21 protein-coding genes and 1 other RNA gene are annotated in these 17,420 nt (G+C 53.8%); 16 read left to right on the top strand and 6 right to left on the bottom strand.

Features of this window, described 5'->3' with window-relative positions; all coding sequences use genetic code 11:
* Positions 1 to 36: 36 nt before the first annotated feature.
* Both ACYOR7_RS07265 and ACYOR7_RS07260 read left to right on the top strand, forming a co-directional pair.
* On the top strand, positions 37 to 591 hold the full coding sequence (locus ACYOR7_RS07265) for a hypothetical protein (protein WP_479913510.1): 555 nt from the start codon (positions 37 to 39) through the stop codon (positions 589 to 591).
* Positions 592 to 641: 50 nt separating this feature from the next.
* Positions 642 to 2,408: a sensor histidine kinase gene (locus ACYOR7_RS07260; protein ID WP_479913509.1), complete on the top strand. Its 1,767-nt coding sequence runs from the start codon at positions 642 to 644 to the stop codon at positions 2,406 to 2,408.
* 4 nt (positions 2,409 to 2,412) lie between these two features.
* On the opposite strand, the gene ACYOR7_RS07255 is transcribed toward ACYOR7_RS07260, so the two are convergent.
* Complete coding sequence (locus tag ACYOR7_RS07255; protein WP_479913508.1) at positions 2,413 to 3,108, bottom strand: response regulator; 696 nt, start codon at positions 3,106 to 3,108, stop codon at positions 2,413 to 2,415.
* A gap of 211 nt (positions 3,109 to 3,319) precedes the next feature.
* Between ACYOR7_RS07255 and ACYOR7_RS07250 the strand changes: the two genes are divergently transcribed.
* From ACYOR7_RS07250 to ACYOR7_RS07230, 5 genes are all read left to right on the top strand, one after another.
* Positions 3,320 to 4,969 (top strand): FAD-dependent thymidylate synthase, encoded by a 1,650-nt coding sequence (locus ACYOR7_RS07250; protein ID WP_479913507.1) that lies wholly within the window; start codon positions 3,320 to 3,322, stop codon positions 4,967 to 4,969.
* A gap of 89 nt (positions 4,970 to 5,058) precedes the next feature.
* Positions 5,059 to 5,520 (top strand): hypothetical protein, encoded by a 462-nt coding sequence (locus ACYOR7_RS07245; RefSeq protein WP_294805038.1) that lies wholly within the window; start codon positions 5,059 to 5,061, stop codon positions 5,518 to 5,520.
* 150 nt (positions 5,521 to 5,670) lie between these two features.
* Complete coding sequence (locus ACYOR7_RS07240; protein ID WP_479913506.1) at positions 5,671 to 6,480, top strand: CdvA-like protein; 810 nt, start codon at positions 5,671 to 5,673, stop codon at positions 6,478 to 6,480.
* 144 nt (positions 6,481 to 6,624) lie between these two features.
* Positions 6,625 to 7,146: a hypothetical protein gene (locus ACYOR7_RS07235; protein WP_294805042.1), complete on the top strand. Its 522-nt coding sequence runs from the start codon at positions 6,625 to 6,627 to the stop codon at positions 7,144 to 7,146.
* Positions 7,147 to 7,192: 46 nt separating this feature from the next.
* On the top strand, positions 7,193 to 8,116 hold the full coding sequence (locus tag ACYOR7_RS07230) for a flavin reductase family protein (protein ID WP_479913505.1): 924 nt from the start codon (positions 7,193 to 7,195) through the stop codon (positions 8,114 to 8,116).
* Here ACYOR7_RS07230 and ACYOR7_RS07225 read toward each other — a convergent pair.
* Entirely contained in the window at positions 8,099 to 9,448 is a 1,350-nt protein-coding gene (locus ACYOR7_RS07225) for an aspartate aminotransferase family protein (protein ID WP_479913504.1), read from the bottom strand. The genes ACYOR7_RS07230 and ACYOR7_RS07225 overlap by 18 nt on opposite strands.
* Positions 9,449 to 9,696: 248 nt before the next feature.
* The gene (locus ACYOR7_RS07220) at positions 9,697 to 9,957 is read right to left on the bottom strand and encodes a hypothetical protein (RefSeq protein WP_479913503.1); all 261 of its coding nucleotides are present in this window, start codon (positions 9,955 to 9,957) and stop codon (positions 9,697 to 9,699) included.
* A 99-nt stretch (positions 9,958 to 10,056) separates the two neighbouring features.
* On the opposite strand from ACYOR7_RS07220, the gene ACYOR7_RS07215 reads away from it, so the two are divergent.
* A complete protein-coding gene (locus tag ACYOR7_RS07215) occupies positions 10,057 to 10,716 on the top strand; it encodes a hypothetical protein (RefSeq protein WP_294805050.1) in 660 nt (219 codons plus the stop codon).
* Here the strand turns inward: ACYOR7_RS07215 and ACYOR7_RS07210 are convergent.
* Positions 10,713 to 12,017 carry a DEAD/DEAH box helicase gene (locus ACYOR7_RS07210; RefSeq protein ID WP_479913502.1) on the bottom strand — a complete coding sequence of 435 codons (1,305 nt, stop codon included), beginning with the start codon at positions 12,015 to 12,017 and terminating at the stop codon, positions 10,713 to 10,715. The genes ACYOR7_RS07215 and ACYOR7_RS07210 overlap by 4 nt on opposite strands.
* A 56-nt stretch (positions 12,018 to 12,073) precedes the next feature.
* On the opposite strand from ACYOR7_RS07210, the gene ACYOR7_RS07205 reads away from it, so the two are divergent.
* The 8 genes from ACYOR7_RS07205 to ACYOR7_RS07170 all read left to right on the top strand — a co-directional run bounded on the left by ACYOR7_RS07205 (position 12,074) and on the right by ACYOR7_RS07170 (position 16,048).
* Positions 12,074 to 12,586, top strand: coding sequence for a DUF367 family protein (locus ACYOR7_RS07205; RefSeq protein ID WP_479913501.1), 513 nt, complete (start codon positions 12,074 to 12,076; stop codon positions 12,584 to 12,586).
* 21 nt (positions 12,587 to 12,607) lie between these two features.
* Positions 12,608 to 12,887, top strand: an RNA gene (gene rnpB / locus ACYOR7_RS07200) — RNase P RNA component.
* 95 nt (positions 12,888 to 12,982) lie between these two features.
* Positions 12,983 to 13,354, top strand: a complete 372-nt coding sequence (locus ACYOR7_RS07195; RefSeq protein ID WP_479913500.1) for a hypothetical protein — start codon at positions 12,983 to 12,985, stop codon at positions 13,352 to 13,354.
* Between the two features lie 117 nt (positions 13,355 to 13,471).
* Entirely contained in the window at positions 13,472 to 13,792 is a 321-nt protein-coding gene (locus tag ACYOR7_RS07190) for a hypothetical protein (protein ID WP_294805057.1), read from the top strand.
* Between the two features lie 69 nt (positions 13,793 to 13,861).
* On the top strand, positions 13,862 to 14,029 hold the full coding sequence (locus ACYOR7_RS07185; protein ID WP_294805059.1) for a hypothetical protein: 168 nt from the start codon (positions 13,862 to 13,864) through the stop codon (positions 14,027 to 14,029).
* A 40-nt stretch (positions 14,030 to 14,069) separates the two neighbouring features.
* Positions 14,070 to 14,450, top strand: coding sequence for a hypothetical protein (locus ACYOR7_RS07180; RefSeq protein WP_479913499.1), 381 nt, complete (start codon positions 14,070 to 14,072; stop codon positions 14,448 to 14,450).
* A 48-nt stretch (positions 14,451 to 14,498) separates the two neighbouring features.
* Positions 14,499 to 15,458 (top strand): NOL1/NOP2/sun family putative RNA methylase, encoded by a 960-nt coding sequence (locus tag ACYOR7_RS07175; protein WP_479913498.1) that lies wholly within the window; start codon positions 14,499 to 14,501, stop codon positions 15,456 to 15,458.
* Positions 15,458 to 16,048, top strand: a complete 591-nt coding sequence (locus ACYOR7_RS07170; RefSeq protein WP_294805065.1) for a PUA domain-containing protein — start codon at positions 15,458 to 15,460, stop codon at positions 16,046 to 16,048. Before ACYOR7_RS07175 ends, ACYOR7_RS07170 begins: the two co-directional genes overlap by 1 nt.
* On the opposite strand, the gene ACYOR7_RS07165 is transcribed toward ACYOR7_RS07170, so the two are convergent.
* Both ACYOR7_RS07165 and ACYOR7_RS07160 read right to left on the bottom strand, forming a co-directional pair.
* Entirely contained in the window at positions 16,045 to 16,200 is a 156-nt protein-coding gene (locus ACYOR7_RS07165; RefSeq protein ID WP_294805067.1) for a hypothetical protein, read from the bottom strand. The two genes, ACYOR7_RS07170 and ACYOR7_RS07165, sit on opposite strands and share 4 nt — an antisense overlap.
* Before the next feature lie 115 nt (positions 16,201 to 16,315).
* Positions 16,316 to 17,386, bottom strand: coding sequence for a hypothetical protein (locus ACYOR7_RS07160; RefSeq protein ID WP_294805069.1), 1,071 nt, complete (start codon positions 17,384 to 17,386; stop codon positions 16,316 to 16,318).
* Positions 17,387 to 17,420 lie beyond the last annotated feature (34 nt).

The following is a 17,420-nucleotide window of genomic DNA, read 5'->3' as shown; positions in this document are numbered from 1 at the left end:
AAGCGTAACTGTGGTGCTCCGAATGGGGAATATGCCGTGAACCTCGCGCTGCTTGCCGCAGCCGTCGCTTTTGCATTTCTGGCGGCAATAACAACCTGCATTTCTAATGCCTCTGCCCAGGGCGGCCAGGCCGAGTTGTCTCTAGAGCGTCACATGCAGTCGCAGGAGCTGCTTCCTGCCGCAGGCGACTATGTCCGCTACGACGTCACCATCAAAAACACGGGCCAATCGGCCATCAAGGGAATGTCGCTCTGGGTGAAATTTGCGCCGGTGCAGGGCAGCGAGTTGGGGTCAAGTGCCAAGTTTGAGGTGCCCTTGGTTGCGACTGGTGGCAGCGCGCAGCTGCACCTCGGACCGTTCAAACTGCATGAAGCCGGCGAGCACGTGCTCTACGTTGGAATCAACAAAGCCGGAGATGCACAAAGCCCTGACGAGGTCGCGCTCAACACAAAGCCCGGGGTGCCCGTCGACTCGGTGACTGCGCTTGAGCCCGCGGCGGCTGCCGCACTCCCTGTTGGCATAGGCATTGCTGCGTCCGGCGTAGGGATCCTTGCATGGGTCTTTTTTTATGTGAGGAAAAAGCGCGCATGACGCTCGTACTGAATATCCTTATATAACAATCTGCGCCGCAAAGGTATCAGATGAGCAGCTGGGGCAACATAGGGCGCCCCCTTATCATAATAATAACGGTCGCGCTCGCTAGCATGACTGCGGTGTCCTCGTTTCTCGTGTACACGGCGCAGCAGACTACAGAGACTAACATAGCGCTGGCGGCATCACAGGCGCTTCGAAATAACCTGTCAGAGGGCGCCAAGGAGGCGGCGGGCAGAGTGTCTGTCAGCCTTGGCAATGCCGAACGCCTACTTACCGCTTCAGCCATTGCGATTGCAGGCAAGGAACCCGTAAGCGACTCTGTCCTGCAGGCCCTGTCGCTGACAAAATCTTCGCTTGGCCCGTACGCGGACAACATCATCTGGATTTCTAGAGAAGGCAAACTTATCTATGCCGCAAAGGCAGACACATCCCTCGCGATAGGCTCGGACCTCTCTGACAGGCGCTTTTATGAGCTGCCATTTGCGACAAACAGCCCGTACGTAAGCCCCTTGCTCCAAGACGTAGGGAGCGTCCCGAGTTTTGCCATAGCAGTCCCTATCTCGCAGTCTGCGCAAAACAGCTCTTTTGATGGAGTGCTCGTGGCCCTCGTGCCTATCAGCAATGTCAGGAACGTCTTCCCTATGTCGTCCGCGTCCACCGACAAGTCACTGATGATAGTCGCAAGCGATGGGACTATACTAATTCATCCGTCAGAAAAGCTGGTGGGCAAAAGCATCATGAACGGCACCTTTCTCAGCCTCGTATCTGATGATACGAAGGATATGATGCAAAGGAGCCTGCAGCTTCTTGCGCAGGGCAAGTCCGGCGTTGTACAGTACAAGGATGCAAGCGGGAACGAAACCCTGATGGCGTACGAGCCCGTGCTGGTAAACGGGACGTACGCGTGGACGGTCGCAGTTTCACTGCCCATCTCTCTAGTGCAAAAGCCCTTCGTGGACATCTTTCTGCAGCGCCAGAGCTTTAACCTCATAGCGACTGGCCTGATAGCCGCAATCTCGGCGATATTCATTGCGTTCATACTTGTGCTCAACAAGCGCCTCTTTACCACCGTGAGCAAGCAGGGAGTAAAAATCTCAAACCAGTTATCCGAGCTTACGACTGCGTACGACCGGCTGAAAGAACAGGAGGTAATCAAGGATGAGTTTATCAACATAGCCGCCCATGAGCTGCGTACCCCTGTCCTTCCCATAGTGCTGAGCGCCGAGAACCTTGCCGATAGTATGCCTGACAATGACAACGTCAAGATAATCCTGCGCAACGCCAACCGTATCACAAAACTGACGAACGATATCCTCGACGTAAGCCGGGTAGAGAGCAACACTTTCAAGCTCCAGAAGCAAATGACCAACATTAGAAAGCTGATAGAGGAAGTAATCCAAGATGCCCAGCTAAAGATACCGAGGGGCCAGGAGGTCAAGATTGTTCTCGACGAAAAGGTGCCGCCTGCGATGGGGGATCTGATGATCGACCGGAGCAGGATAAGCCAAGTGCTGGTAAACCTTGTGGACAACGCCGTCAACTTTACCGAGTCAGGGCCAATACGCATTGTGCTAGAGCCAGACGCTGCGGGGCGTGTAAAGATAAGCGTCGTCGACAGCGGCAAGGGAATCGACCCTTCTGTGAAACCAAAGCTGTTCGGCAAGTTCGTGTCAAAATCCGACAGGGCCAAGGGAACGGGCCTAGGGCTCTACCTTTGCAAGGCGATAGTGGAGTCGCATGGGGGTACTATCTCCGGCGAGAACAATGTCGGCGGCAAGGGCGCTACGTTCTCCTTCACCCTGCCTGTGAACTGACTGCTTACTCTTTCTGACTGGGGTTCGTCTCGTCGGTGATGAGCTGCAGCAGGTCGGCCCTAGTAAAGGGCTTTCTGAGAACCTTGACGCTGTCGTTCTCCACCTTCTTGGCTATGTCTTCCTGCGTGTACTCGAACGCCGTAATGAATATGACCTTGGTGTTGGGCGATATCGGATGGATGTTCTTGTAGACTTCAAAGCCATCCATGCCGGGCATCCTGATGTCCATAACCGCCATGCCGTACTCGGTGCCGTTGCGCTTGGCGTTCTCTATCGCCTTGACGCAGGCAGGACCACTTTCCGCAGTCTCGACGTCAAACCCGCGCTTTTTGAGCACCTCCCGGATGGAGCTGCGTATGTCCTCCTCGTCGTCTACTATTATCGCCTTTTTCAGTTTCATGGGGAAGTGCCTGCCCACGGAGGAGTAGATCTCTGGTATCGCTGCAGGGTCGACTATTCCAATTGCAATGAGCGTCAGGTCGTTGTCCAGAGGGTACATGATGATGTCCATTGCGTTATACTGGACGTGGATGTTTGACGTTATCCCGGTCGTGGGGCTATTGACGTTGAACGCGCCCTTGGCGATGTTTGTGCGCAGCGCCGTCTTGACGATGTCCTCCGGCGAGAGTTGGCGTATGGAGCTCTGGGGCAGCTGGCGCGCGGCCTTGGCCATGATGTTGGCGTACTTGTCAGTGACCATAACAAGATCAAGCTGCTTATTTTCTGCAAGAATGGTCTTGCAGCGGCTAGTATAATCAGTTTCTGTATTTGACGTACTGAATCAATTCCTCCCTGATTTTAAAAACATTTTGTTGTACAAGAGGCGGCCTCTGCAAAAGTGGTCTGTATCTGAGATACGGCGCTGGTTTTTAATAATGGGGCCGACCTTGCCTTGGTGAGACACACATATCATGGGCGACAGCGCGTTTTTGGATTCTTTTACCGACGAGGAAAAAGCCGCGCTAGCCGGCCACTTTTCAAATACTGACAAGGCGGTGTTTGCTCTGACCACCCCGCGGCAGGTGGACAGGGGCGCGCTGATGTCCCGGTATTCCCGGACAGACAAGAGTATGCGCAGGGTCTTTCTTGACGAGTTTGCCAAGAACCCGAACCGGGGCGAGGAATTTTACCGCAAGGTCTTGCTCGAATACGGCGACGACTCGGTCGCCGAGCTTGGCGAGGCGCAGGTGGCCCTTGAGGGCATATCAAACGTCGTGGCAAAAAAGATAGAGGACCGCAGGATAGGGCTTTCGTACCTGGAAAAGTCGTCACGCTACGTCCCGTTCGACCAAAAGGTAGCCGGCGGCTTGTACCGCTACCTGCGGGAGGGTCGCATAATGTCGTCAAGGCACGCCGACCGCTATCTTGCAGCCTGCGATCTTGCGTTTGACACCTACAGCAAGAGCCTGTCTGCCATGACGAAATTCCTGCAAGAGCAGGAGCCGATAGAAAAGTTCTCGTTCTTTGATTCCTCTCTACAAAAGGAAAGGCAGTTTGGCTCTCTGAAGGAGCAAAAGGACATCGACTCGGCGCAGCGAATATACCGCGTCACGATAAGGGCCAAGGCGCTCGACCTTTTGCGCGGCCTCCTGCCCGCCTCAACGCTGACAAACGTCGGCATAACCGGCAACGGCAGGGCGTTTGAATATCTGCTCACGATAATGCACGGCTCGCACCTGTCGGAACTGCGCTCGCTTGGGGAGCAGCTGCTCTCTGAGCTGAACGGTGTGATACCCTCGTTTGTCCGGCGCGCAAACGACAAGCACGGCCAGGCCATGCAGGCGTATTTTGCCAAGACGGAGGACGCGGTGCGGGACCTTGCAAAAAAGCACCTGTCCGGGATAGGCCCTGAGCCAAGCCCCGAGAAAGTCAGGCTGCTGGAACCGGAGGACAACTTTGCGGCAGAGGTCAAGGTGGCGTCTGCCGTCCTGTACGAACAGGCTGACGGCCGGCCCCTTGAAAAGGTGATGAGGTATGTAAAGTCCATGTCGTCGCAGGACAGGCACGGCATAATCCGCACCTACACGCAATACCGCGAGAACCGCCGGCAGCGGCCGGGCAGGGCATACGAGATGGTCGACTGCACCTTTGAGCTATTTACAAACTTTGGCATGTTCCGCGACATGCACCGGCACCGCGTGCTGACTCTAGAGCGGCAGCTGCTGTCGACGAGACACGGCTATGACATGCCCGGGGAGATAAAGGGCGCCGGCCTTGCAAAAGAGTTTGCAGAGTGCATGTCCTCGTCGAGGGACGCCTATGAGGCGATTGCAAAAGAGATGCCAGAGGAGGCGCAGTACGTTGTCAATTTCGCATATCGGTATCCGTATTTCATGAAGATGAACCTGCGAGAAGCCTGCCACCTGATTGAACTGCGCACTGTGCCGCAGGGCCACCCGGACTACCGGCAGGTCTGCCAGGATATGTACAGGCAGCTGCAAAAGGCACACTCAGTCCTCGCGGAAGGAATAAAGTTTGCCGACATGAACTCGTACCAGCTGGAACGCTTTGACGCCGAAAAGCGCACCGAGAAAAAGAGGCAGGAATCGGAAAGGCAATGAGGCGCTTTGTATGGCAATATATGCCAGTAAATGCCATTGCTGACCAATGTTTATATATTACCGTGTAATACCATTATATGGTAATCGAAATGGTCGATACAACGAAATCAAGCAGCAAGGAAGAAACGACGACAAGCAGGACAGACGTAATTGACGCAGTAAAGGACAACTATATCCGCACGGTGGACGAGATAGCCAAGGTTCAGCCGCAGTATTTACAATCAATTTCTAACCTCCAGCTGGACTACATCCAGACAACCAAGAACCTTATCCAGACCGCGTTTTCTGCGCAAAAGCAGGTGGCAAGCAACGTGAACGCCCCGGCAAGCCCGTATGCAGACCTCTTTGTGAAGCAGGCAAACGAGGTGACCAACAACGCGATAAGGGCAGTCGGCATCAACAACCAGCTGACCATCAACGCTCTGGACGCCGCAAGGGAGAACCTAAAGATCTACAACAGGTCGATAGATGCCGTCTCTGACTTTGGCACCAACGTCGCCAAGGCGTGGACTGCATTCTACACACAGTCGCAACAGCAGTTCATACGCTAAGAACTTCCGGGCCTTTTTGGCCTTCTCTTTTTTCTCTTTTCCTGATTTTAATAAAATACAATCCTGTAGAATCTGGTAAAACGCCCGCTGACAAAATAATGCAACAATTTTGACACCGTCATCATTATACCTACTTACAAACAATTGCGCATGAGCGAAGAAAAGCTCGCATTCGTAGGCAAGCAAGTCAAGGACATCTATGGGACATTCATCGGAAAAGTAGTAGGCATAATCACGGAAATCGACGGCGAGATCGAAAGCGTCGGCGTGGACTGCGGCTCTGCAGGAATCAAGCAGCTCCCGTACGAGCAGCTGGTGGTCCAGGGCGATTTCGTGTTCTTTATTCCCAAGTGGAGGCTGGAAGCGCAAAAGCTCATCAGGCAAAAGTCGCTCACTCTCAAGAGGATGAAGGCACTTCATGAGATAGTCGCGGAAAACGACGGCATGAAGGAAGATGCAGAACTTGTGTCGATAAAATACGAGAAAAAGCTGGGCGAGATTAACGAGGCAGAGAAGGCAGTCAGTGACAAGCTGACGGCGCGCCTTTCAGAGCTTGACGCAGAGGCCAAGCAGGTCAAGGCAGTGCTCTTTGACGCCAAGCTCCAGTTCAGGAGCAACGAGATGAAGGAAGAGACGTACCAGCAGGTCAAGATCAACACGGACGAGCTGGTTGAGCACATCAACAATGAAAGGACCGAGATCGGAAACGTCAGGGCCAAACTGTCAGGGCTGACAATCGACAGCGTCACGACCGAGGCGACGGCTACTACTACTGGTGCCACCTCCCCGGTGGATTCTGCGCCAGCAGTCACGACCGCCGAGCCGGCCCCGCAGCCAGAAACCTCACAGGCAGAGCCAGTGACAGCCGCGCCAGCAGAGGAAAAGCCGATAACGGTCACGGCAAGCAACGGTGAAGGCCACGACGCGGCCTGGCTGAATCAGGTAATACAACAGCAGTAAAAACACATCCCCGCCGGTTTTTCCGGCGCTTTTCTTCGTTTCTCTGTTTATTGGATGTTCTGGCAATGGTTAATCGCGCAATTTCCAGGGGCAAAAGGGTAAGCAAGATATAAGTAAAATGAATTTTGAAATACAGATGCAGGGATGCTGCAGATAGCTGCGCGCAAGAAGCTGCCGTTGTACGTGCTGCTCGGCTCAATTGCTGCAATACTGTTTCTGGTAGCCTACGTCGCGGCAAACGGAACCGGCGAAGGCCCTGTCGGCGAAGGGTTTGTGAACGAGGAGCTTCCGCCTCCCGGGGCGTTTCCTTACTTTCTAAAGCCGATAACCTGGCTGATGATAGTGGTCTTTGCCGGTTGGTTCTCTTTTCTGGAGCTGATGAAGGACCGGCTTAAAATCCTCGACAGCAACTGGAGATACTTTTATGCGATGGTCCTGTTCATAATAACGGCCATCTCGTTTTACGAAATCCTCTTTAATTTCATGTACTGGGGCGCCATCCTGTCAAGGCAGTCTGCAGCCAATCTCGACCCTGACAGCGTGGCAAACGGCTTTCCTTCGCAGCTGTACCAGGTGAACATCGTGTTTGCCACCAAGGTGGGAGTCACCATCTTTGCCTGCGCGGTGTACGCGTTTGCGGTGCTAAAGTTTTCCAGCAACAAATGAAAAGGATTAATTAATTATATTATCGCCCGGGTTCAATGCAATTTTGATGCCTGATATGATACAGGACAACGCGCACCGCTACTTTGCCACCACCGTCGCCCTCGTGACTACAGACGGCAAGTGGGGCAAGAACGTGATGGCGGCAGAGTGGGCCATGCAGGTCTCGTACGAGCCGATGCTTATTGCCATCTTTGTCCACGACTCGCCGACTTTGTGGAACATAAAGGAGGCCGGCGCGTTTGGGGTCAACATCGCCGCAGACGACCAGGCGGGGCTAGTCAACATCGCCGGCGGCTATTCCGGGACAGAGATCGCCAAGCTTGCGATACCCGGGACTTTTGAGACGTACGCAGGCAAGCGAGTCCCACTGATAAGGGGATGCGCTCTTGCGTGCGAATGCAAAGTAGTGTCCGTACAGGAAATGGGCGACCACGTGATGGTTGTGGGAGAGGCCGTGTCTGCGGTGTTTGACGAATCAAAGTCTCCTCTGATATACACGCAGGGTAACTACCGCAAGATTGGAGGCAAGCTTGCGTCGGCCAGAAAAACAGTACGCCTGCCGCCAGGGGCGTTTGCCGAGCTCAAGCAGATGTCCGGTGGGCAGTTTGTGCTAAAGGCCGCAGTCGCAATCGTCAAGGACAGCAAAAAGAAAAAGAAGAGGGTGTTGTTTGCAAGAGTTGCCAGCTCGTCATCATGGATGCTGCCTGCAACCGTGCCTGAAAGAGGCACGGACTATGGAAAGGCGCTGTCGCTGCACCTTGCGTCGATGGGCGTGCAGGCACAAGTCGGAGAAATCCTTGGGATCGAGCGCATGATGCTAAAGTCAGGCAAGCAGTCTCTGCGGGCAAACTTTGTCGTGTTTTCCTGCACAGCTGATGCAAAAGAAGCGACCGAAAAAGAGGGATGGTTCCTGCGCCCTCCTAGGAACCTTTTGCTAAAGAGTCTGCTGTTATTATTTCAACACGCCTGAGCTGGCGATTTTCTCTGTCGCCGACAGGAGCCTCTTTACGTCCGCCTCGTCGTGCGCGTACGAGATGGCTCCCATCTTGGTCGGAAGAAAGAACACGCCGTGCTCTGCCATGAGGGCCATGTGGTATTTCACCAGCTTGCCCCTGTCTGATGTCGCGACGTCCGTCGCGTTTTCCACACCTGTTGTTCCTTCCTTGACAAAGTGGGTCAGGAAGACAGAGTTGGTGCCTGTGACCCTGCACGGGATTTTTGCATCTGCAAATATATTGTCAAGCCCCTTCCTTGCCATCGCGCCCAGCTTGTCAATCTTGCCGTAGACCTTGCGCTCGTTTTTCTTTAGGAAATCCAGAGTTGCAAGCCCTGCAGCCATCGTGGCCGGGTTTGCCGAGAACGTGCCCCCGCCGATAGCGCATCGCGCCTCCTTCTCCCTTATCGAGACCGGGTCGGCAAGCGACATGATGTCCTTGTCGCCGCACACCACCCCGATTGCCATCCCTCCTCCGCATATCTTGCCAAGCGTAAACAGGTCCGGCTCCAGCCCGTACACGCCCTGCGCGCCGTGCAGCGAAAGCCTGAATCCCGTCACTATCTCGTCAAGGATGAAAAGGGCGCCGTTTTTCTTGCAGAATTCCTGCAAGCCCTCTAGGTAGCCTTTTGCCGGCGGTATGCAGCCTGCGCCTCCGAGCACCGGCTCTATTATGACGCACGCCAGGTCGTCTTTTATCGTCTCTAGCACCTTGAGCGACGCCTCTAGGTTGTTGAACGGCACGGACTCGACGTACTGACCTTCGTCCTGCACCAGCCCGGGGCCTTCTTCTGACTCGAACGGAAAGTTGACAGTCTGCATAAGGGTAGTGTTAAAGCCGTGCCAGCCTCCTATCGCCTTTGCAATGACGCGCCTTCCCGTCTTTGCCCTTGCAAGCCTGACTGCGTACATCGTGGCTTCCGAGCCGGTGCTGCTAAAGCGCATCATCTCTGCCCTTGGCATCAGCTTTTGGATGACCTCTGCAAGTTCCACCGACACATCGTTTGTCACGCCGTACAGGGTGCCGTTTCTTGCCTGCTTTGCAAGCGCAGAGGCGACCGGTGCCGGCGAGTGGCCAAGGATGAGCGCCCAGTGGCCCATCCAGTAGTCGGTGTACCTGTTGCCGTCTATGTCAAAGAGCCTATTTCCCCTCGCCGCGTTTGCAAAGAATGGGTACGGCTCGAAATAGCGGATGTTGTGGCTGATGCCTCCCGGGAACAGTTTTTCCGACCTTGAGTAAAGGCGCTTGGACTTGCTAGTCTTTTCCTTGTAGCGCCTTATGTAACTGCCATAAGAATGGTCGTCCATGATGAACGTAACAGCGTGTGGGCCAGATCACGTATAATCTTTTTGAAAGCACATCGCTTGGTTTATTTTGCCCGCCTGTGTCTTGACGGTGATATAATGAACTGCCTCCTGTGTCACCATACGTATCAGGCCCACGAAAAGAATTCTCCAAGGGCCAGTTCGATATTACGGGTAGGCAGGTGCCTTGTGCCGGGGTGCGACTGCGCGCAGTACATGGACAAGATAGAGACTATAGACGAAGACTTGCTCTAATGTTGCTGTAGGTTCCGGAGTGACGGCGGGATTTTTGCGTCTTCCTCAGTAATCTGGGGCAGCGGCTCAAAGCCGTACTGCGCCCTCAGGGTTTCCTGCTGATGGCGCATGACACTGTCAGAGAACTTGGGACCAATGTAGCCAAACCATGCCCACAGGAGGATGACTATTGCAAGGGATATGCCCATTACAAGTATGCAAGCCGCCACCGTCGTCATGTGATATCCGCCTTCGGATTTCTCTTGATGAGCGCACATGGCCACCGATAGTTCAAGACCGCTGCTTTTTAAACCTATTTTCCGGCAAGCCATCGAACAATCTTTAAGGTACGACACTCTTGCTCTAGTGAAGGCTTTTTGGATCTAGAGAGCTTTGTAGCCGACGTCACGTCCCTTGCAGACAGGATGGCCGCCGGCGAGCCTGAGGAAAACGTCCAGAGGCTTGACTTTGTACGGACGCGGCTGATAGACCTCTACCAGAGAAACCTGGTCAAGATAAACCACTCGGCTATGGAGCTTGTGTGCGCCAAGCACCTCATCCGCGACGGCTACTCTGTAGATGTCGAAAAGCAGCTGACCGACATACTCGTGTGCGATGTCTATGCGACCAAGGGGGACGGAGTCGCACTCGTGGAGATAGAGACCGGATTCATCCCGCCAGAGCACGCACTCGACCCTCTTTCATATTACGCGGCAAGGATTGCAAGCAAGGTTGCGAGATACAGCAAGCACTCCAACAAGTTCGTCCTTGCTACTCCTCCAGTAAGCATCCTGCCGATACCAAACCTGTTCCGGCGCCCGCCCCGGAACAGGACTGCTGAAGAGGTAAAGGAGGTCAAGGCGCTGTGCGACAGGTACTATTCAAACCCGCCGGTCGCAGAGGAGGACATCCTCAACGCGCACCTCCACATGGTCTACATTATCAACATCGACGCCGGCAGGGTGGTGGAGATGGACATCGACTCGTACCTGGAAAGGGTGGGCGATATGCTTGCAAAGGGAATGGCCGGCATCTAGAGTATCGTCTTTTGCCCGCGCGTCGGCCTGTTCTTGCCGCTACCGCGGGGCGCCTTTGTCCTGCCGCCCTCTTCGCTTGACTTTTCAATAGCCGCGTTTACCATCTTTACTATGTTCTTGTCCTTCGTGTCCCGGACGTGCACCACGTAGACTAGCGCGTGCTCTTTTCCTTCCGCCTTTCTCACCACGCGGCCTATCCTCTGCGCGACGCGGTTTGCGTTTGCCGCGCTTGCGAGGATTATCGCTATTCCCACCTGCGGCACGTCGTAGCCTATCTCCAGCGTGTGCACCGACAAGAGAGGATAATAGTCGCTGCCCCAGCTTTCAAGGATCTCTTCGCGCTCGTACCTCGGCACGCCGTTGTGTATCGTCCTTGCCGGGATGCCCGACGACTCTAGCATGTCGCGCAGCTGCTGTATCGAGTCGACGGTCTCGCTGAATATCATCACGCGCTCCTTTGGGTGCTGCTTTACAATGTCTACTGCCGCATACAGCTTTTGCTTTGTAGAGCTGAGAAGCTCCTTTCGCTTGCGCACCATCGCAAACCATTGCTTGGCCAAGGAGCCTCGCGCTCCTCCGCGCATCAGCATCGTTGTCATCCTCGCAGGGTCGTACACCTGCAACTTTCTAGAGATCTCTTTTATCGCATTGCTTGCCTCGTCGTAGATTCTCTGCTCGTCGTCGGTGAATTTCACCTCCACTTCCTTTACGACCGGCCTTGCGAGCCGGCCGTCTGACACGGCATCCTTTATCATGTATTTTTTCACGGGCGGGGCGACTACCAGTATCGTGCCGTAGCGCGGGTCGCCCTCGTCGATGGTCGCAGTCAGCCCGAGTATTGCCTTGCCGGGGTCTTCCACTATCACGTCAAATATCCTGTCAAATTCCACCGCGGTCTCGCTCACGAGATGGATCTCGTCAAGCACCACCATGTCCGCCTGCCTCACAAGGTCAAAATTGTTGATGACGCTCTGGTAAGTGCTTATCGTTATCTCCCTTGCGTCCTTGCGCTCGCCGTAATAGGTGCCGATTGCGCCCTCGTCGATGCCGTAGCTGCGAAGGCGTTTGATGTTCTGGCTGATCAGCACAATCCTAGGCACGATGAACAGCACCGCGTACCTCTTTTTGCCGGAATTGACGGCAGCGCGCCTTGCACACTCCCACGCAATCTCTGTCTTGCCGGTGCCCGTGCTGAATATCACTGACCCTCTGCAGCCGTTCTGCATCCAAGCCTCTGCCGCCTCTAGCTGGTCCCTCTTTAGCTCAAAGGGAAACTGGAGGCTTGCTATGGCCGGCGACAATATACGTATGCAGGTCTGACTTGCACCACTAAAAACTTTAATGGTGTAATAGGGCCATGCTGCACGTGAAGCCGCAGGTCTACATGATGCGCCAGGACGACCCGTTCAAGTGCACTGCGGCAAAGCTTGCGAAATTCCGGATAGCCGAGCCCGTAAAGTTCATACACAGAGACGCAATAGTGCTGAACCCGTTTTCAGAGACTTTGCTCACTAAAAATGACGCAGAAATTGCACGCTCTGTTTGCGCCGTGGACTGTTCGTGGGAGAGGGCCGACGACGTCGCCAAGCAGAGGGTGTTTTCTGCCGGCATAGGGCGCAGGCTGCCGGCCATACTTGCGGCAAACCCGACAAACTATGCAAAACTCGGCAAGCTGTCAAGCGCGGAGGCTCTTGCGGGGGCGCTGTACATCCTCGGTGACAAGCAGCTAGCAGCAGAAATCATGAACAAGTTCAAGTGGGGGCACACGTTTCTTGAACTTAACGGAGAACTGCTTGAGGATTATTCAAATGCCGAGACGCAGGAGCAAATGATGCAGACAGAGCTAGAGTATTTTCCAAACTTAAAATAGCAAGTCGCATCAATACGTGTTGCGAGCCAGTGGGCGGGCGACTCGAAAGAGAGGAAACTCCTCCCTCGCTGCAGGCACCCGAATTGGCGACAATTAGCCGGAGACGGCTGGCGACGGAACAGAAAAGATATTCGGTCGGGGCGATACGGTGATGGCAAAAGCCTGAGGTTTCCGATACCGGAATGAAACTGCCGACCCGGGTGGAGCAAGGCCAAACAGAGCGCAAGGGTCCTGCACCTGCTCAGGTTGGCTGCTCAGCGGAATCCCGCCTAGAACAGAAGGAGGGTTACGGCTGGCACGCACATTATTTTTTCTTGGGCGTCTCTATTAGTAAATGAATGTAATTGCTATAATCATAATATTTATCTAAAACAGGCGAATAGCACCAACAAACCCTTGTCAAAGCCAAATACTGCAGATAAGATTATTCGTGCCGATAATATCAAGAAGGCGTTCGAACAGCTTGATTTTCTAGATCAGTCTACAACAGAAATAATAATCAAAAGCATCGAGCGCAATGAGATTACTCTTGATGACAAGCATCATTATTCAATAATTGACATTGAACATCAGCTAAGCAAACTTCTTGGCGAACACGCGGCGCGGCTTATTGTTTCAAGATTACAAAGTGGCAGTCAAGGGCTAAAATCAATAGCACTTGCATCAATGCCCATTGCAACTTTGTCTTTCTCTTGTGTGGCTACTACTTGTGCCTGTGTTATTTGCGAATTTTTCTGCAAATGCACTACTGCAATGACAATGGTCTGAAGAAGATACAGCGACTTTTTTTGCTTAAACGCACATTATTATTTTGGGGATTATGACTGGTATGCGCATTTACAACCCAAGCGTTATTACGCACTACGACGCCGGAGCAGCAGAGCAATGGCCCGCCCAAGGATGATAAAAATCGACTTTTACGTGCCCACGAAAACAAAGGACGGCAAGGACATCGACCCCGAAAAGGTGGACGACATCATAAACCAGATCTGGCCAAAGTATCACGGAGGCACAAAACTGACCGGTACTGGCTATTACCGTGCCAAGTCGGGCAAAGACGAAGTGACTGAAAGCTATTTGCTATCAATAATTACGGGGTACGGCAGGCCCCTCAAGGCAGACCTGAAAAAGTTCAAGGAAAAGATAAGGGATGAGCTCTGTCAGGAAACCGTCCTGATAACTTGGCACTTCATCACCGTCTCATAGGACTACAGAAGCATGTTCTTTGATCTTGATAGCTAAAGTTTATCAATTAGATAGCTCTAATCTTACTTGGTGGCGCAAAAAAGCTCCGAGGACGAAAGGGCGAAAAAGCCCGTCAGGCACCAGTTTGACGACGAAAAACTGGAGAACATGGTGCGCTACTACAACCTTCAAGACAACTATGAATCGCTCCTGCGCTACATAAAGCGCCGCGGCCTTGTCGATGGCGACTCGGAATAATAATAACTATAATATCATCCTCTAGGTTCTGTTCTATCCTGTGCGCGTCATCGTTGCAATAGCCATTTCTGCCGCAATAGGCGTCGCGTTTGCCGGCTATTTCGCATACACGTGGCTGACAAGACCGCAGTTTGCACTCGAAGTGGACGCGACCCGGGACACCACCGACATCTCTGGCACGCTCTACCGCATAAGGGTGGTTAACGTGGGCGTTGAGCGCCTGACAAACGTCTCGGCAGAGATGGGAGTCGGCGACATACAGACCAAGGACTTTTTGGAGCCCGGCCAGACATACTACTTCTACCCAAATCCGGACACGCTTGCGCCGACAATCAAGGTCACGTCGGACCAGGGAATCAAGGTCGTAACTGACTATCGCGCGCCAACGAAGGTGCTCGGCCTTCCGGGCGGCGGAAGATAGAGCGAGATAGAGTATAAATGGACACGTGCGCCCATTGTTTTTGGGCGCTTGACGACACTCCTTTTTGACCGGTCTGCAAGGTCTGCCGCGCTTGCAGACAAGTACGGCTACAGCGAATGGCTCGTGGGGAGGTTTTTGCAATACGTGCCAGACGTCGAGCGATTTATGGAAAAGCTGGAACAAAAGCCTTCGCAATACATACGCGTCAATACGCTCAAGACAAACAGGGACGACCTTGAAAGGAGGCTCGTCGCAAAAGGGTTTTCGCTTGAACATACAGTTCTTTCGGAAGTGCTTAAAGTGACAAAGGCGCCCATGGCGACAGGCGCCACCAACGAGTATCTCTTGGGCCACTATTACATACAGGACCTAAGCTCGTGCATGGCAGTCGAGGCGCTGGACGTACAGGGGGGCCAGTCGGTGCTGGATATGGCGGCCGCGCCGGGAGGCAAGACGACCCATATTGCGCAGAGGATGCAAAACACAGGCTCTATAGTCGCACTAGAACCAAACCAAAAGAGGGCAAGGTCGATGTCATTCAACCTCGACCGCCTTGGAGTAGCAAACACGTGCATACTGTATGCTGACGCGCTTGCCGCAACCAATCTTGGCAAGTTTGACAGGGTGCTCCTCGACGCGCCGTGCAGCTGCGAAGGGGTGATAGCAAAAGACAAGACGAGAAAGACGAGCCACAGGCCGGAGGACGTGGACTATTGCGCGGGCCGGCAGGAAAAGATGCTTGAAGCGGCAATTGGCGCCTGCAAGAGCAGCGGGATAGTAGTCTATTCGACGTGCTCTTTTGCGCCAGAGGAAAACGAGGTGGTAGTCGACAGGATGGTACGCAAGTTTGGCGTGTCAGTCGAGCCCGTGCCGCATGGAAGCGAGGGACTTGCCTCCTTTGGAAACATCGAATTTGAAAAAAGCGTCAGAAACGCAAGGCGCTTTTACCCGCACGTACACGACACGACAGGCTTTTTCGTCGCAAGGATGAAGGTGCTGCCATCATAATGACGTTCCGCGAATTGACGCGTCAGGAACAAACACTCCTCAACAGGGCGCTTGACAGATGGGGCGTGTTTGAAGCTCTAAAAGGGCAGGCGTTTCTCATGCACGGAAAAGGCAAGGTCTGCCTGCTGTCACCAGAACTCGAAGACATTGTCCTGAAGGTGCAGCCAGACATGGCCGGCCTTGCCGTGGGCGACCTTGGCAAGAAGAAGCAGTTTGCGCCTACGCTTGCCGGGGCGAGCCTTTTCGCGCGCGCAGCCGGCGGCAGGGGAAACAAATACTATGTCCAAGTCGGGGAAAACGCTGAAAAACTGGTGCTGTACGGCCGGGACGTGATGGGCGATTCTGTAGTAGAGGCGTCAGCCGAGCTTGGCGAGAACGAGCTCGTGATAATCCTGAATGCCCGGGGCGAGGCGATAGGGATAGGCCGGACGCGCTTTTTCGGCAGGTCGCTCTTACAAAAAGGGCGGGTGACGATAACCACGGTTAAAGACGCGGGCAGTTATCTGCGCGACGAGGATGGCGGCGGAGCTGGAGAAGAGGAAGAACGGGCAAAGATGGCAGCGGCCGCGGGGCAGTCGAAAAGGGCCTAGCTAGCCTCTATCGACACGTTTCTGAGGACAGATGCCACGTAATCTGCCGTGGTGTCAAGCTCCTCCGTTATGGACTGGATGGACATTCCGCTGTCGTACAGCTCGAAGATGCGCTCGTCAAGGTCGTATTTGGCCTCTTCTTCTGTTCTCATTTGTTGCTACCAAGGTGGGGAATAGGCCGGTCAAATAATACGGGTATTGATCTATAAACTATGTACAAGCTTGTGAAATAAATTAAAGTGGTGGGAAGGCGCAGCTCTTCTCTTCTTACTTTCTGGCCTTGAACAGGATGAACACCGCGATGGCACCCATCATTCCACCGAGCACGAGGAGCACCTGGATGGGGAAGTTGCCTGACGACTGCGTTACACCTTCTGGTGCATCTGTGGTGACGAGCGCAACGTTGCCTCCGGTAGCTTGGTCAAGTTTGGCGTATCCTGCAATCTGGATCTGTCCGCTTGGGGCAGGCACTTGGGAGTGGAATTGCACCTGCGCTCCGCCGATGCTGGCGGTGGCATCCGACTCCTCTGGCTGGAACGTTCCTTCTCTGAAGCTGCTCTCCCCGAGCGAGTAGGTAGACACGACTTTTGCGGTGTTCTCAGCCGCGAAGAAGGATGACGTCTCGACGAGGCGTCCTGACGGGTCAAAAAGAACGTGCCAAGTATTCATCGGCTGCTTGAACTTGTCAAAGTTGATGATGGATGGAGTGAACATGCTTGACGCCTGAGACTCGAATATCTGCTTGGCAAGGTCCTTGTGCAGCTTGTCTACGAGGTTTATTGGCTTTGTTATCTCTATCTGGCCTACATCTGGCGCAGTGAGCACTATTGGGTCTGTAACGCTTAGCCCCCTCCATTCAAGGTCGACGGCACTGCTGGTAGCGGTGGACTGGTTGCCACCACTATTGCCTCCGCTTATCACGAACTTCTCTATATTGGGCACAGCCTCGACCTTGACTGTCATGAGCGCGTTGTCGGGAAAGCCCCTGATGGTTCCAGTGTAGGTGATCGTCATGTTGGTGACCATTGCTGGACTCTGGGCCTGAAGCAGGGCCCTGTTAAACGCTGTAATGGCACTTGCTACGCCGTTGTCAGTGCTGCTCGAATTACCTGACACGGTAAACTGGATGCGGTCCTGCTTGCCGTTAAGCTCCTGTGCAATGGCGCTGTCCGCCGGGTAGCGGAACGTGATGTTCTTGACTGCGATAAAGTGGGTTTCTCCCTTATCGACTTGTGGGACCAAAACCGCGTTCATATCATTAGCAAAAGCGGCCGGGACAACACTGAACGCCAAAAGTGTGGCAAACAACGTCGCAACAACTACGGGTAACGACTTCACGAGAGAAAAGTGTCTTTGGCTGTTTTATAATCTT

Source organism: Candidatus Nitrososphaera sp. 86-2 (genome assembly GCF_056726185.1).
Note: the sequence above shows the minus strand (reverse complement) of the source record. Positions and strands in the feature narration are given on the sequence as shown.

Bases quoted from the DNA above. Each gene is read 5' to 3' on its own strand.
- ACYOR7_RS07230 (WP_479913505.1), top strand. From the start codon at position 7,193: ATGCCTGATATGATACAGGACAACGCGCACCGCTACTTTGCCACCACC.
- ACYOR7_RS07225 (WP_479913504.1), bottom strand. From the start codon at position 9,448: ATGGACGACCATTCTTATGGCAGTTACATAAGGCGCTACAAGGAAAAG.
- ACYOR7_RS07220 (WP_479913503.1), bottom strand. From the start codon at position 9,957: ATGTGCGCTCATCAAGAGAAATCCGAAGGCGGATATCACATGACGACG.
- ACYOR7_RS07205 (WP_479913501.1), top strand. From the start codon at position 12,074: ATGCTGCACGTGAAGCCGCAGGTCTACATGATGCGCCAGGACGACCCG.
- ACYOR7_RS07245 (WP_294805038.1), top strand. From the start codon at position 5,059: ATGGTCGATACAACGAAATCAAGCAGCAAGGAAGAAACGACGACAAGC.
- ACYOR7_RS07190 (WP_294805057.1), top strand. From the start codon at position 13,472: ATGGCCCGCCCAAGGATGATAAAAATCGACTTTTACGTGCCCACGAAA.
- ACYOR7_RS07240 (WP_479913506.1), top strand. From the start codon at position 5,671: ATGAGCGAAGAAAAGCTCGCATTCGTAGGCAAGCAAGTCAAGGACATC.
- ACYOR7_RS07250 (WP_479913507.1), top strand. From the start codon at position 3,320: ATGGGCGACAGCGCGTTTTTGGATTCTTTTACCGACGAGGAAAAAGCC.
- ACYOR7_RS07165 (WP_294805067.1), bottom strand. From the start codon at position 16,200: ATGAGAACAGAAGAAGAGGCCAAATACGACCTTGACGAGCGCATCTTC.
- ACYOR7_RS07260 (WP_479913509.1), top strand. From the start codon at position 642: ATGAGCAGCTGGGGCAACATAGGGCGCCCCCTTATCATAATAATAACG.
- ACYOR7_RS07255 (WP_479913508.1), bottom strand. From the start codon at position 3,108: ATGGTCACTGACAAGTACGCCAACATCATGGCCAAGGCCGCGCGCCAG.
- ACYOR7_RS07235 (WP_294805042.1), top strand. From the start codon at position 6,625: ATGCTGCAGATAGCTGCGCGCAAGAAGCTGCCGTTGTACGTGCTGCTC.
- ACYOR7_RS07170 (WP_294805065.1), top strand. From the start codon at position 15,458: ATGACGTTCCGCGAATTGACGCGTCAGGAACAAACACTCCTCAACAGG.